This window comes from Allobosea sp. RIT-PG3_2 (genome assembly GCF_057321085.1).
In genome coordinates this window covers 379,626-394,379 of record NZ_JBXWCA010000002.1, presented here as the reverse complement: position 1 = coordinate 394,379, position 14,754 = coordinate 379,626, and the positions used below count along the sequence as shown (strand labels likewise).

At 66.4% G+C, this 14,754-nt stretch carries 11 protein-coding genes; 6 read left to right on the top strand and 5 right to left on the bottom strand.

Annotated elements, in window-relative coordinates; genetic code table 11:
* Window positions 1-7: 7 nt before the first annotated feature.
* Complete coding sequence (locus AC2FAN_RS07565) at window positions 8-793, top strand: FkbM family methyltransferase (RefSeq protein ID WP_265051477.1); 786 nt, start codon at window positions 8-10, stop codon at window positions 791-793.
* On the top strand, window positions 783-1,850 hold the full coding sequence (locus AC2FAN_RS07560) for a glycosyltransferase family 2 protein (RefSeq protein ID WP_265051478.1): 1,068 nt from the start codon (window positions 783-785) through the stop codon (window positions 1,848-1,850). Before AC2FAN_RS07565 ends, AC2FAN_RS07560 begins: the two co-directional genes overlap by 11 nt.
* Before the next feature lie 3 nt (window positions 1,851-1,853).
* Here AC2FAN_RS07560 and AC2FAN_RS07555 read toward each other — a convergent pair whose 3' ends face one another.
* The 3 genes from AC2FAN_RS07555 to AC2FAN_RS07545 are packed head-to-tail and all read right to left on the bottom strand — an operon-like array spanning window position 1,854 to window position 6,478.
* Window positions 1,854-3,293: a lipopolysaccharide biosynthesis protein gene (locus AC2FAN_RS07555; protein WP_265051479.1), complete on the bottom strand. Its 1,440-nt coding sequence runs from the start codon at window positions 3,291-3,293 to the stop codon at window positions 1,854-1,856.
* Window positions 3,294-3,344: 51 nt separating this feature from the next.
* On the bottom strand, window positions 3,345-4,541 hold the full coding sequence (locus AC2FAN_RS07550) for a glycosyltransferase family 4 protein (protein WP_476805259.1): 1,197 nt from the start codon (window positions 4,539-4,541) through the stop codon (window positions 3,345-3,347).
* Complete coding sequence (locus tag AC2FAN_RS07545) at window positions 4,529-6,478, bottom strand: HAD family hydrolase (protein WP_485173276.1); 1,950 nt, start codon at window positions 6,476-6,478, stop codon at window positions 4,529-4,531. Before AC2FAN_RS07545 ends, AC2FAN_RS07550 begins: the two co-directional genes overlap by 13 nt.
* Window positions 6,479-6,732: 254 nt before the next feature.
* On the opposite strand from AC2FAN_RS07545, the gene AC2FAN_RS07540 reads away from it, so the two are divergent.
* The 4 genes from AC2FAN_RS07540 (at window position 6,733) to AC2FAN_RS07525 (ending at window position 12,358) form a co-directional block, all read left to right on the top strand.
* A complete protein-coding gene (locus AC2FAN_RS07540) occupies window positions 6,733-8,079 on the top strand; it encodes an FAD-dependent oxidoreductase (RefSeq protein ID WP_485173275.1) in 1,347 nt (448 codons plus the stop codon).
* 124 nt (window positions 8,080-8,203) lie between these two features.
* Window positions 8,204-9,265: a glycosyltransferase family 4 protein gene (locus tag AC2FAN_RS07535; protein ID WP_476805256.1), complete on the top strand. Its 1,062-nt coding sequence runs from the start codon at window positions 8,204-8,206 to the stop codon at window positions 9,263-9,265.
* Window positions 9,258-10,214 carry a LamG domain-containing protein gene (locus tag AC2FAN_RS07530; RefSeq protein ID WP_476805255.1) on the top strand — a complete coding sequence of 319 codons (957 nt, stop codon included), beginning with the start codon at window positions 9,258-9,260 and terminating at the stop codon, window positions 10,212-10,214. Before AC2FAN_RS07535 ends, AC2FAN_RS07530 begins: the two co-directional genes overlap by 8 nt.
* A gap of 89 nt (window positions 10,215-10,303) precedes the next feature.
* Window positions 10,304-12,358, top strand: a complete 2,055-nt coding sequence (locus AC2FAN_RS07525; RefSeq protein WP_485173274.1) for a hypothetical protein — start codon at window positions 10,304-10,306, stop codon at window positions 12,356-12,358.
* A gap of 126 nt (window positions 12,359-12,484) precedes the next feature.
* Here the strand turns inward: AC2FAN_RS07525 and AC2FAN_RS07520 are convergent, their stop codons facing one another.
* Together AC2FAN_RS07520 and AC2FAN_RS07515 are read right to left on the bottom strand one after the other, a co-directional pair.
* Window positions 12,485-13,624: a DUF2218 domain-containing protein gene (locus AC2FAN_RS07520; RefSeq protein ID WP_485173273.1), complete on the bottom strand. Its 1,140-nt coding sequence runs from the start codon at window positions 13,622-13,624 to the stop codon at window positions 12,485-12,487.
* Complete coding sequence (locus AC2FAN_RS07515; RefSeq protein WP_485173272.1) at window positions 13,621-14,754, bottom strand: ABC transporter substrate-binding protein; 1,134 nt, start codon at window positions 14,752-14,754, stop codon at window positions 13,621-13,623. The genes AC2FAN_RS07520 and AC2FAN_RS07515 overlap by 4 nt, the downstream gene beginning before the upstream one ends.

The following is a 14,754-nucleotide window of genomic DNA, read 5'->3' as shown; positions in this document are numbered from 1 at the left end:
TGAAGACATGCTGACTAGAACGACCAAGAGGATGGCGGCAGGTGCCGTAGGCGCCCTGGCCGCTCGGCCCGACGTCCGTCAGATCGTCTTCAACGCCCTGCGATTGCGCCGGCCCGAGATCATGCAATTGCGCGAAGACGATGCGGTCCGCTTTCTCGCCTACGTCTTCGAAAACCTCGACAGCTCAAAGTCCCAGATCCTGCAGGATCTTTGGGTCGCCTACGAGCTTTCGGACATGCGCGGCGGGTTCTTCGTCGAGTTCGGGGCGACGGACGGGCTGACGAACAGCAACAGCTGGCGGCTCGAGAAACAGTTCGGCTGGAGCGGCATCCTGGCGGAGCCAAACCCCGTCTGGCATGACGCCCTCGACCGCAATCGCAGCGGCGCGGTCGACAAGCGCTGCGTTTATGCGCGGTCGGGCGAAACCCTCGGCTTCATGGCGACCGAGGATCCCGAGCTGAGCGGCATTTCGGCGAGCGCGGGACGTGACCATTTCGCTGCGGTTCGGCAGGCCGGGACGCCGATCGAAGTCGAGACGATCTCCCTCGACGATCTGCTCGACCATCACGCCGCGCCCTCGGTCATCGACTACATGTCGATCGACACCGAAGGCAGCGAGCTCGAGATTCTCGAAGCCTTCGACTTCGGAAAGCGGCAGGTGCGCCTTCTCTCGGTCGAGCACAGCAACAGCCCGCAGGAGCCCAAGATCGACGCGTTCCTGGCGCAACACGGCTTCAAGCGGCGCTTTCCGGAGTATTCGCAGTGGGACGGCTGGTACGTCCATGGAGGTTGAGACTCGGGAGGTTGAGACTCGCAGCGTCGGCATGCGCGAGGACCGGCGCACGCCCGCACCGCGGATCGCCGTCATCATCACCTGCTGGAACTACGAGCGCTTCGTCGGGCGGGCGATCCGCAGCGTTCAGGGGCAGAGCTGCGCCGAATGCGATCTGGTGGTGGTCGATGACGGTTCGACGGACGGGTCGTGGGATGCGATCCGCGAAACCGGCGCCACGGCGTTCCGCATCGCCAATGGGGGCCAGCGGGCGGCCTGCCTCTTCGGGCTCGATCAGACCAGCGCCCCCTTCGTGCTCTTTCTCGATGCCGATGACGAGCTGAAACCCGGCGCGCTCGCTGCGATCCTTCCGCATCTCGATGCCGGTGTCGCCAAGGTGCAGTTCCAATTGGCCAGGATCGACGAGAATGGCGAGCGGGTGGGGGCTGCCTTTCCGCCCCTGTCCGCCGGCCGCGATCGTGATCACCTGGTGCAGCGCGTCTTGCGCACTGGCGTCTACACCACCCCGCCGACCTCCGGGAACGTCTTTCGCCGCGATGTTTGCGAGCTGCTGCGCGAGGCCGATTACGACCGGGCGGCGGATGGCGTCATCCTGTTCGCCGCTCCGTTCCTCGGCGATGTCGTCAGTCTCCCGGAGGAGCTCGCGCTTTATCGCGTGCACGCCGCCAACGATTCGGGCCTCGGCAAGCCGCTGGACCCCGGATTGCTGCGTCGCGATCTCGTCCGTTTCGCTCGGCGGATGGAGCATCTGCGGCAGGTCGTGGCCCGCTCCGATGTGACGGTGCCGCTGGTCCAGGCGCAGGAGGCCTACTTCCACCGGGAGCGGAGCTTCTATCTGGCGCTCGCGACCGGAAACCGCCTCGACCGGGGCCAATTCCCGGCGTTGATCGGGAGCCTCTGGCGCGAATATTACCCGGCGAAGATCAAGGCGGTCATGACCCTCTTCTTCGCGCTCGCGGCGGTTCTGCCGCCCAGCCTTGCCGTGCGCCTGCTCGGTTATCGCCTGCAGCCGGGCCGGCGCTCTCCGCTCGGCTTCCTCAAGGCGCTGATGAACTGAACTCTACCAGCGGTCGACGAGCTCCAGTCGGCTCGGACCGGCCATGAGCCTGATGCCGAGGATCAGCAGCGTGCAGCCATAGGTCGCTGCCGCCAGAGCCGCGATGATCCCGAATTCCAGCACCGCTTGCAGGCCGAGAGGCGAAAGACGTTCGCGGAGCAGCAGGACGACCACGGTCATGACGGCTGCCGCGGCCAGCACCTTCCAGAGGTTCTTCAACTGCTCGGCAACGCCGACGCCGATCAGGCGATGGGTCGCGTCGAGATAGAAGGCGAACATGATGCCCGAGAGGGCGAGCCTCGCGATGCTGGCGCCCGTCGCGGAAGCGAGGAAGACGCCGAGCGAGACGAGGACGATCCGGAAACCGAGATCGATGACGCTCAGCCGGGCCAGAAGGGAAGGCCGGTCGACGGCCATGCTCAGGGCACACAGCGTCTGGAAATAGGGGATCGGCAGCACCGCGAGCGCCAGCCACTGCAGCAAGGGGGCTGTACCGGTCCATTTCGGGCCGAGCAGGATCGCGACGAGGAGATCGGCGGTAAGAGCTATTCCCAACGCGGCCGGAACCGCCAGCAGCATGGCGATGCGGGCCGCCTTGAGAAAGGCCCTGCGCAATCGCGGCGGGTCGGCATTCATCTTGGAGAAGGCGGCCATGACTGGCTGGAGCGCCGGGCCGATCAGGCTTTGCGTCGGGGCCGCCGACAGGTCGCTCGCGACGGCATAGTGACCGAGTGTCGCCTTGTCGGCCGTCACGCCGATCAGGGCGCGGTCGAGCTGCCAGTTCAGGGCCGAAATGACCTGGGTAGCGGTGAACCAGCCGACGAAGCTGGAGAAATGCGAGAAGCGCGCCAGCGACAATGACGGTTTGTAGGGTGACAGCACATAGGAGACGGCGGAGGCGACGGTCGGCGCCACGACGAAGTTGACGGCGATCGCCCAGAAGCTGCCGCCGGCGAAGACCGTCGCCATCGCGGCGGCGAAGGCGACGACCTTGCCGATGAACTCGGCCACGAACATCGGGCGGAAAGAAAGTTCGCGCGTATACGCGACCATGCCGGGGCTGAAGAGCCCTCGGGCAACGGGGGCGATGGAGAGCACCAGCACCAGCGGCAGGAATTGCTCATGCGCCCCGAAGAACGAGAAGGGCAGCGCCACCAGCAGGATCGCCAGCGCGACGATGACGCTGCGCGCGAGGCCGAGCGTGAAGCCGGTATCGAGATGGCTCTTGTCGATGGTGCGCAGCCGGGTCAGAGCCTGGCTGACCGGCACTTCCAGCACGGTATCGACGATCGCGACCAGGCTCATGGCGAGCGCGGTCGTCCCGAAATCTGCGGGGGTAAGGATGCGGGCGAGGACCAACATCGTGACCATGTCGATCGCGCGCCCGGCGAAACGGGAAAGGATGAGCCAGCTCGCGCCCTTGAAGGTCTTCACAGCGAGCATGTTTGGGCCTTTTCAGGAAGGCTGCCGCAAATCCGGGCACGGAGAGGGAACCTAGGCATGAGCCGCCGCACGCAGCGAAGTGGCCAGCTCCCGATAGAGCTTGCGGGTGTCGAAGCGCTGCCGGACCGTTGCCGCCGCCGCCGCGCCGAATTGCTCGCGCCTGTTCCAGGCATCGGTGATGGCCAGTGCAAGCGCGGCGGGGTCTGCCACCGGCACCAGCCGGCCATCGACCCCGTCCTCGACCAGCCATTCGAAGGCGCGGATCCGGCTCAGCACCACCGAGGCGCCGCAGCCCATGGCCTCGAGCGCGGCGATGGCGACCGCTTCGTTCGAGGACGGCATGGCGTAGACGCCGCAACTGCGGAAAAGCTCGCGCACTGCCGCCCGGCCGAGAAAGCCGTGGAAGACGACACGCTCCGTGACCCCCGCCTCGGCGGCGCATTTCTGCAGCTTGGCGAGGTCCGGCCCCGAGCCGACGATATCCAGGCGCCACTCCTTCGGCAGCAGGGCGAGCGCCCGGATGAGGTCGCTGGTCCGCTTCTGCTTGTCGGTCAAGCGCGCGACGGTGAGGATCGTCTTGTCGCGCCGGCGGCCCGGGTCGGGCGAGAATTCGCTGGTGTCGCAGCCATTGGGCTGGAGCTTCGATCGTCCGCCGAAGGCCTGGACGATGTCGCATTCGTTGGGCGTCTGGCTGTAGACGAACGGCGTCCTGGCGAAGCTGCGGCGCTTGAACCACTTCAGGACGCCCCTGGAAACGCCGCCATGGTCCGCCGCGGTCACGGGGATGTCGACGCGCGTCACGACATGGTCGAAACGCCCGCTCCAATATTCCTGGATATAGAGCAGGTCGATTTCGTCCGCGCTCAGGCTTTCGCGCAGCGGCTTCATCAACGCGATCGTGTTGAGGCGCTCGTCGAGATACAGCGACAGCGGGTTGGTCCGGCTCAGCCGCTTGAGCCAGACCCGCTCCGCCGGAACATACCAGCGCGCCAGCGGCAGGAAGCGCACGGCGACACCGAGCTCCGTTTCGTAGCGCCCGCTCTCGCGGAGGGAGGGAATGTAGAGCGTCGGCCTGATCCCGTTCTCGACGAGGCCGCGGGCGTAGTACCAGGACCAATCACCGCGATAGCTCTTCAGATACGTCTCCCGCGTCTGGCCCTGGACGCCGCCGAAGAAGCCTTCGAAGGAGCCGCAGCTGAGCAGCATCGCGACGTTCATGGGGCGCCCGGGAGCGGTCACCGCAGCCATTGTGCCGACAATCCTCTCACCGCGTAGCCTGCCTCCATCGCCAGCAGCAGCGCCGGGCGCAGATGCGGGAATTCGCGGGCGATGGCGCCTTCCCGCCAGAGATGCGACCGGACCGCAGAGAGGCGCGCTAGCGCATGGCCGGGGCTGTTGCCGTTGATTGCAGCGACGACACCGCTGCGCCCGAAATCGACCGAGCGCCGGCCGACATCAAGCGCGTGCAGATCCTGTGTCGATGGGCGGGTGATCGCCTGCTTCAGCCTTGGCCACGCGCGCTCCGCATCGTCGAGGAGCGTCGCGCCGTCGGGAATCTGATCGATATAGGCGAGGACATCCCGCAGCAGCGCGTTGCCGGCGGCGACATCCACGGCCTCGCGGCGGACGCAGCCGGAATTCGCCAGCACATCGCCCGCGGCGTCTTCATGAAAATGACGTACCGAGGGGATGGCCGGCTCGAACAGGCTTTCGACGAGCTGCCAGTAGCGCAAGACGGTCGTTTCGACCTGGAACGGGCTGTAGACATCCTGCTCGACGAGAAGGCCGACGACCCGCGGGAAATGCGCCTCCGAATGGCCCTTGTAGTTGGACCGCGCGAGCTGGACGGTTTCGATCGACAGTTCCGGAAACCCGTCGGCGAGGAGCCGCTGGGTGCTGCCGTAGAGACCGGTATCGCAGAGCACCAGCCGTCCTCGCCCGGCTGAGACCTGTTTCAGGTGCCGGCGGAAGAGAGCGTTCTGCGCGTCGATATCGTCCACGACCTGCTGGCCTGCGGGCGTTTTGAAGAGATCGTAGAGTTGGTCCGGTACAAACGGTTCGGACCAGTTGGCGGGCAGCTCGCGATTGCGCCCGCTCAAGGCCTGCGCCACGTCGGCAAAGCTGCTGTCCCGGAATTCGCGGCTCAGTTCCTCGAGTGCGGCGGGGCTGCGCCTTGCGATCGCCGCGCGCGCCGCGACGAGACGCGAGATCAGCAGGTTTTCCCGGGGCGTATCCAGCCGCAGATGCAAGCGATCGAGCAGACGTTCGAACGCCTCCCGAATACCGAGGCCGCCACGGGCGCAGAACAGCAGTATCGCGTCGTCATCCTTTCGGAGCTGATCGGCATAGAGCCAGATCCGGAGGCAGAATTCCGCGACGATCGGACCGAGCACCGCACCGGCGAAGCTGGCGGTATCTCCCGGCGTGGGCAGGGCCAGCCGGCTGCCAACCCATGCACGGCCGAGGCGCCGGCGCGCCTCGGCGGCGGCCCCGTGCATACGCGAGACGCGGCGGCGCAGCCGGGCTCGCGGCAAATGAAGCGTCCTGATGCCCAATGCGCAGGGCACTTCATGGTCGGCGATGGCGTCGTCGCCGACATGGAGCAGGCGGTGCGGCGGGACCTCCTCGGCAGCCAGGATCTGGAGGAAGATGTCGCCTTGGCGCTTGGTGGCCGCCTCGTCCGCGCTTGAATAGACCCGGGAGATCAATTCCGGCCCGTGATGATGCTCGATCAAGCCGGCTATGGCCGCCGCCGGCAAGCCCGTGTCACTGATCGCGACAACCGGCAGGCCGGACTGCCGGAGCGCTGCGGCCAGGGCACGGTTGGGCCGCAACGACCGCTTCTCGACCTCGATCTCGATGCCGAGCCGGTCCTGCGCCAGTTCTTCCGGCAGCCCCAGCACCTGGAGCTGGCGTCGGGTGATGTCGAGAAAGCCGACTTCCCCGTTTCCGTTCATATTGACGGCGCGGTGGGCCAGCGCCTGCGCGCGAAGGCGGAGGTCGACGAGCCTCTCCACGGAAACTGAAAAGCCGCGCTCGCCGAGAAACCGGGCAAACAGCCTTTCGCCTTCGACGATCCGCGAGCGCTCCGATCTCAGTCGCCGCAACAGCAGCGTGTCGAAGACATCCGTGGAGATCAGGCTGACACCATCGAGCCTGCTGCTGAGTTCGCTTGGGCCTCGCACGTCGGAATCCTCGTTCCAGAGCCAGAGCCGCTTGGGCTGAGGTAAAGCGAAGATCGTGCCAGCGCAGTCACGCGCCTCTGCCGCAGCGGCAGAAAGATGCCGAGTCGCATTCCCGAACGTTGGCCTAAGTCTTGCTGGGATCCGGAGTGATGCCGACGCGCCCGGTCTTTTGCCGGATACTTCTGGCTCCGGAGCGTCGCGCCCGATCCATCTGGCCACCGATCCGGTGGCGCAGGGATGAGAAGGGACGAGCCATGGATGACGCGGTTGCCCGCGACATGGAAGACGTCGAAGGCTCGGTCGAGCATTACGACGCCGTCGTGCTCGGCGCCGGCATATCCGGGCTCGTCTCCGCCTCGGTCCTCGGCGCGCAGGGATGCGGGCGTCTCCTCCTCGTCGACGAATACGCCCATGTCGGCGGGAACCACATCGATTGGTCGAGTGGCGGCTACACCTTCGACATCGGCAGCCTAATCTTCCAGGACGATTCGCCGCTCCTCGCCCACTTTCCGGAACTGCTGCCGCGCTATGTGCCGATCGACCCGAGCTGGGCGCGGCTGAACCCGCAGAGGAAGGTGACCGCCTATCCGATCTCGCCGAGGGACGACGTTCTGGCCGCCGGTCTCTGGGTCCTCATCTGCATCGCGGCCTCCGTCATCTATGCCCGGCTTTTCCAACGGCAGATGCGCAATGCACGGGACTTCGCGCGCTACTGGATCGGCGGGTATCTGCTGCACCGGACCGGGCTCGAATCCTATATGAAGCGCTTTTACGGCGTGCCGGCTGAGCAGATCGATATCGAGCTCGCCCGCAAGCGGATGCTCTGGATCAGCGAAAACGCCTCGCTGCGCGCCTTTGTCGCCCGCTTGCGGAAGCCGAAGGGCGGCGCGCCGACGAACCGGCAGCTCGCTCGCCCGAAAGAAGGCTTCTCGACGCTCTACGCCGCGGCGGTCGACCGCCTCAGTGCGAGTGGCGTCACATTCCGCCTGTCGACCCGACTCGAGGGGATCGAGCGTTCGGGACAGGGGTTCCGCGTCAGGTTCGCGGACGGCACGATCAGCGCGAGACGCGTCATCTCGACAATCCCTCTGGACCGTGCGGCGGCGCTGTGCGGGATCAATTTCGGCGAGGCGGAACTCGAGACGATCACGCTGGTGAGCCTCTATTTCAGCTTCTCCGGCGAAAGGGGCTTCCGGGAGTCCATCCTCTACAATTTCTCCCATGAAGGCGCCTGGAAGCGCCTGACCGTCTACTCGGATTTCTACGGGCCGGCTGATGGCCGCGAGTATTTCGCGGTCGAGGTCATCGCCGACCATATCGGGCATTCGGCCGCCCAAGCCGAGGCGGATTTCCGCGCGCATGTCCGCTTGAACGGGCTGTTCGATGGCGACCTCAAGCTGGAGGGCAGCCAGATGCTCGCCAATGCCTATCCGATCTATCGCAACGGAGCGGCGGCGAGGGCTGCGGCGCTGGTGGATTCGCTGCGTCAGTTCGGCGTGGAATCCTTCGGGCGGCAGGGAGCATTCAACTATCAGCCGACCGCCCGGGTCTCGACGCACGAAGCCGAGGCGGCGCTTGGCGCGAGCCGGTCCGCGCTGTGAGTCTCAAACGCAGCCAGACGAGGCTCCCACCCCGGGCAGGCTGCCGTTTCCGGGCGGCAGCCACTCGGTCCGGTCGGGACAGCAAGCGAAGATTGGCTACGCCGGCCTCCACGGGAAACGGATCATGCGCATCCTCCATCTGCTGAACCATACCCGGCGCCTCAACGGGCATGTTCATGCCGCGGTCGATCTGGCCTGTGCGCAACGACAGCTCGGCCATTCGGTCGCGGTGGCGAGCGGCGGCGGCGATTTCGACGACCTCCTCGCCAGGAACGGCATCGAGAGCTTTCATATCGATCACCGTCGCCGGGCCTCCGATCTCATGAGGGCGTTCCTGGCGTTGCGGCGGAAGATAAGGCTGTGGCGTGCCGATATCGTCCACGCTCACATGATGACCAGCGCCGTGCTGGCCTGGCCAGCCTGCAAGCTGGCGCGCATCCCGCTCGTCACGACTGTCCATAACGAGTTCGAGAAAAGCGCGACCCTGATGGGGCTGGGCACGCGCGTGATCGCAGTCAGCGAGGCCGTCGGCCTGTCGATGAAGAAAAGAGGTGTTCCCGCCTCCCGCCTGAGCGTGGTTCTCAACGGCACGATCGGCTCGGCCCGCTTCGAGGGGCGGGATCATTCGCCGCGGGATCTCGGCTCGCCCAGCATCCTGTCCGTCGGCGGGCAGCATCCGCGCAAGGGGCTGCCCGATCTGTTCGCGGCCTTCGACCGGCTCCATGCCGACCATCCCACCGCGCGCCTCTGGATCGTCGGGGAGGGGCCGTATCTGGAGTCCTATCGCGAGATGGTCGGACAAATGCGCTGCGCGCCGGCCGTGACCTTCGTCGGTGCGCAGCAGGATCCCTATCCCTGGATGCTGGGGGCCGATATCTTCGTGCTGCCGTCGCATGCGGACCCTGCGCCGCTGGTTCTCTCGGAGGCGAGAGAGGCCGGCTGCGCCGTTGTGGCGACGGCCGTCGACGGGGTTCCGCAGCTTCTGGAGAATGGCGAGGCCGGAATTCTTGTTCCGGCTAAGGACCCTATGAAGCTTGCCGACGCGCTCGGCCGGATCGTCGGGAATCCGGAGATCCTGTCCGAATGGAGGGCGCGCAGCCAGAGAAACCTGACGCATCTGACGATAGACCGCGTCGCTCGCGAGACCATGAGCGTCTACGAAGCGGCGGGAGCGGCGCATGCATGAGCGACGCTCTTCATCCCGGAACCTCGCGCTGCCGCGGCGCGGCCTGCTGAAGGGGATGGCGGCCCTTGCGGCTGCTCCGCTTGCCGTGGCGGGGCCTGCGAGTGGCGCGGCTGCCGTTCCCGCAGACCCGCTGGCCGGCAGGGCGCTCTCGTTCAGCGACGACTTTGCCGTTCTCGATACGAAGCTCTGGCAGGCCGGCCCGAAGGCGACGACCTTCGACACCGGCTTCTACGGGCGCTCGGCTTTCGCGCGGATCGACGGCGAGGAAGGGTTCAACCCCTACGCCATCATCGACGATCCCCTCACGGAGAACGGCAAGGCTCTCCAGATTTCCGCCAAATATATCGGTCGCACGATGAGGGTGCCGGCCTATTACGGAAACGTCCTGCCCGAATATCAGTGGATCTCCGGCAACCTGCAGACGGCGCGCCCCGACGGCACGATCGTCGCCGGCTGGCGGAACGGCTATTTCGAGGCCAGGATTCGCTTTCCCAAGCATCCCCTGAGCTTCCCGGCGTTCTGGCTCATGAACGGCCGCAGCATCCTGCTGCCGAAGACGAGCATCGAGATCGATGTCGTCGAGCACAAGGGCTGGGAGCTCGACCTCTACGGCACCTATCTCCACGAATGGGGGCAGCCCGGCGAACATCATGAGGGCGTCGGCGTGCCCACGGGGACCGACATCACCGCAGGATATTTTCGCTATGGCGTGCTCGTCGAAGGCGCGCGCTGTGTCCCGTATTTCGAGCGACAACCAGTGAGGGATCCAAAATCGGGCCTCCCCATCGATTGGACGATCGGCCGGGCGCGGCAGCTGGACGACCAAGGGGATGTGTTCTGGCCCTTGCTGACCCTCGCCTTGCGCTCGGACGTGCCCTTTCCCGATCCGCTGAGGGAGGAGGATCGCGAGACCAGCATGCGGGTCGATTACTTCCGCGTCTATGCGTGAGGCCGGTTCAGGCCTGGCAAAGCGCGCTGCGTCGCATGTTCGATGCCTTTGAACGGAGCAGTTGTTGCGGTCCGTCGCAGGAGGTTGAGATGAACGACCTATCCCCGCCGAACGCCGCGCGGACCGGGCTGGCCTTCAGTTTCGACGTGTTCGACACATCCCTCTGCCGCCTCCTCCATCTGCCCGAACACCTGCACCTCGTCGTCGGGCGAAAGCTGCGCCGGCTTGGCCTATCGAAGCTCGGCGACACCGAGTGGCTTTACGCCCGGGCACAGGCCGAGTTCGATCAAAGGCTCACGGTTCCTCACCGCGAGGTCACGCTCGACGATATCTACGGCCGCCTGGCCGGCTTTCTCGGCCTGTCGCCGGAGGTCGCGCGTGTCGCGCGCGGAATGGAATTCGAGGAGGAGCTGCGTCTCATCCGCCCGATCGCGTGGACGCGGAGCAGGGTGGCGGCGCTGGCACGGAGCGGGCAGCCGCTGCTCTTCCTGTCGGATACCTATTTCACGGCGGATGAGGTCGGCCAGCTTCTCGCCAAGGCCGGCTATGCCCCTCCGATGGCGATCATCTCGTCGTGCGAGGAGCTCAGGAGCAAGATCGATGGCAGCATTTTCGGCCATGTTGCGGGCCGAAAAAACCTCTCCGGCCTGCGCTTCCGGCATCTGGGCGACAATGCGCTGAGCGATGTCCAGAACGCCCGGGCGAATGGCTGGGAAGCCACGCTGTTCAGCGACTCCCATTGGACGACCCGCGAGCGGGTGCTGTTCGCATCCGGAGCCGGCGATGTCCTGGCCTCCACCATAGCGGGGTCGGCGCGGGCTGCTCGTCTCGGACAGGAGGCGCCGGTCGATAAAGGCATTCTGACGGCCGCAGCCAGCGTCGTCGGCCCGCTCTTCGCCGCTTATGTCCTGTGGATCTTGCTCGACGTGCTGAAGCGGGGCGGGCGCGCCATTCATTTCCTCGCGCGCGACGGGCAGGTCCTGGCTGCTATCTGCGAGCGCTTCGTCCGCTGGCTCGGCGTCGACGTGGCCGTGCATTACACCTACGCGTCGCGGCAAGCCTTCCTGCTGCCGGCGCTGCCCGACGACGATGACGAAGAGATGGTCGATCAGGCGTTGGCGCTGGCCTATTACGACCGCATCTCCCTCGCCGAAGCCTTGCTCTCCCTGCGCTATCCTCGCGGCGATATCGATCTGATCGCCCAGGCCTCGAGCGTCGATCCGGGTACGCCGCGCACGGAACTGAGCGAGAGCGACCGAGTCCGGCTGAAGGAGGTGCTGCTGCGGCCGCTATGGCTTGCTCCCCTGCGCGCGCGGGCCCGGCAGGCGCGGGCGGCGACCACGGCCTATCTTGAAACCAAGGATTTCTTTGCTGCAGACGACGCCCATATCGTCGATCTGGGTTGGCGTGGCACGACGCAGAGGCGGCTTCAGCGGGTCGTCGGCGATCGTGTCAGTCTCGTTGGCTATTACATGGGGCTCAGCAACACGGTGCTCGGGCCGGAGGCGCAGACGCGCATATGGATGCCGAGCGCGCCATGGAAGACGGCGCTGCTCGAGGTGATGGCCGCGGCCGATCATACGAGCGTGAAGGGCTTCGGATTGTCCGAGGGTGGGGAGCCGGTCTGCGTTCCACTGCTGCAGGACGATACGGTTCTGGTCGCATGGGGCGCGCGCCAGCAGCAGGAGATCGCTCTTCGGTTCGTCGATTACCTGACAGAGGCGGTCGAGCGCGACCACCACGAGCCCGCGGAGCTTTACGAAGCCCTCGAAAGCGCCGCTCTGGCGGCATATCGGCACTTCATGCTGTCGCCGAGCTGGGCGGAGGCTGAGGCCTATGGCGCGATCCTGCATCAGGAGGATGTCAATCACCTCAAATCGCGGGAGCTCGCTCAACGGCTGAAGAGCCTGGACGTCGTCCGTCATCTGGTGAACCGCGGCGCGAAAGGGGCGGTGACGAGCTGGTACACCGGCTCCCTGGCGCGATCGCGGGACCAGCTCATACCGGCGCTGATTTCCCGCGGCATCGACAAGGCGATCGAGCTGGAAGCGCGCATCCGGACCAAGCGCCGGAACGGGGCCGCCCGCCAGCGGGCGAAGGACGTTCTTGAGGCAAGCGCCGGACGCCGAAAGAGCTCGACGTGATCATTTTTCGCCGCCGCTTAACTGGGCGGCCAGGAAGGCCGCTGGCTAGAGATGCGTCTCGGTCACGCCCTGCAATCGCTGCGGCTGGCTGCAGCATGAGCGAGTGTGGCACCACCCTTTTTCTGATCATGGAAGATAGGCTTCGCTGCCCACTGCGATGATGTCCTCCTCGCTCATGCTGCGATGCCAGTGCGAGTAGAGGACGCGCCGGTCGGCCGGCAGCCCGACTTCCTCCCTGAGATGGCGGTGGATGGCGCGAAAGGCCTGGAACTCGCAACCGCCCCAGAAGAATGCCGATGCCAGATCATCAGGCCATGCGGATGCGCGTACGGCATCCACAAGCACGGTCGACAGTCCCGGCGCAGCCTCCGCGCGATGCAGCCAGCGCAACGCGATGCCGGGCGGATGCCGCAGCTGTTGCTCGTCCTCGGCGCCGCCGACTTCGACCAAGGCGATGCCACGAGCCTGTGCGTGGAGATCAGCCAGAATCCGGGCGATGCCCGGCAGACCTGTCTCGTCCCCCGCCAGCACATACCATTCGGCAGGCTTGGGCCCTTTGGCCGCCGGGCCGAGGATGCCGGCCATGCTGCCGGGGCGGGCTTCGATCGCCCATCGCGTTGCCGGGCCGGGCGTCGGGTGGAGGGAGAAGTCGATCGTGATCGTCCCCGCCGCCGCGTCGATCTCGCGGATCGTATAGACGCGGGACGGCAACGGCCCCGATTCCGGCCAGATGATCTTCCCGTCATTGCCGAGCATCGGCCATTGGGGATCGTCGATCCCCTCGGGCTGGAACAGCAGGCGGCAATGGATCTGGTCGGGGCGGTCGAAGCGGACGAGGTTCTCGCCCGAGAAGACGATGCGCCGCAGGCGAGGAGACATATCCTCGATATGCCGAACCCGCAGGATGCGCAGGTCATCGGGGAGCGAAGGGCCCGTCGTGTCGCCCTGCCAGTCGATGACGAGTTGCTCCGACCGCGCAATGAATTCGATCGGGCCGGCCAGCGCATGTTTCAGGCGGTTGAGATGCGCCGGCTCGTCGGTGGCGACCGTGAGGGTCAGCGTGCCCCGGCCCGCAGCGACCGTGGCGACACCCAATGGCGAGGAAACGGTGTATCCGCCACTGTCGGGCATGACCTCCATGTCATGCGTCGCGATCGAGTCCAGGATGTCGGGCAGGAAGGCGGATACACGCGGGAACGCGATCACGGCCTTGGCGGCGAATCGTGGGTTTGCCGGACTGGATATCGGCTTCACAGAGGCGGTCACGGATCGTCTCCGTCGAGGCTCGCCCATAACGGGCCGGCGAGGGGTTGCGAAAGGAAGCGGCGATTGATCTCGGCCAGCGTGGCCGCCGGGTCGAGATCGCCGCACAATTCCGGATGGAGCCATTTGGCGGCGAGCTCGACGAAGACGATGTTGAGCACCGGAACCGTGATCAGGCCGGTCCAGATACCGTGGACGCGACGGTCGCGAATGGCGGGCAGGGACGCGAACCCGGTCCGCTCGGTCAGCCGCTGCAGGCCGCGGCGCCCGGCTTGCGCGTCGAGCCCCGGCCCGATGGCCGGGCGCGTCGCGGACGCATAGCCTCCGCCGGTCGCGATATAGGCCTGCGGTTGCTGCGCTAGAAGTTGCTCCGTCGACAGCTTCGCCGTCCACGGTGCATCGAGCCCGTCGAGCGAGCGGCCACCGGCGTCGATGAGCAGCTCTCCCCAGATCCGGGTTCCCGCAGCCCAGCAGCACTCGTCGTAGAGCGACATGATTTCGAGATAGGTTTTGACCGGCTTGGCGCCGGACAGGCGCCGGGAGACGGCCTCGAACCGTTGATCGACGAAGGCGATAATCTCTTCGGAGCGGGCGGGCTCCCCGAGGATGGCGCCCCACATGCGCAGCTGGGCCGCAAGCCCCTGTCGCGGCGAGCGCCGGCTCTCGGACGGGGAGTTGCTGGCGGAGTCGCTGAACACCAGCGGAATGCCGAACTGTGCCAACCGTTCGACCGCCGCCTGCGGATCGCCGCCCGGCGCCATGAAGGCGGTGGCGATGACGAGATCGGGCGCGAGCGAAAGGATGCCTTCCAGCGAAAGCGTGTCGGCCGTCTGCTTGCCGACGAGCACGATCGGATGGCCGGCCGAGCGCTCGAAACGGTCCCGCAGCAGGTCGCTGTCGAAGCGCTCTGCGGCCGCCCAGCCGACGACGAGTTCCGCGGGCCGGGGGTGGAACAGTGCCATCGTCAGGAGGTCGCGCCCTTCGAGGAGCACGATCCGGCGCGGTGGCCGTGGCAGGGTGACGGTCCTGCCGAGCATGTCGACGACGGAAAGGCTGTCGTCGCGCGAGAGTGATGGCTGCGCGATCAACGCGGCCATCGTCCCCAGGGCGGTTCGGCGTGTCGGCAGGTGCAT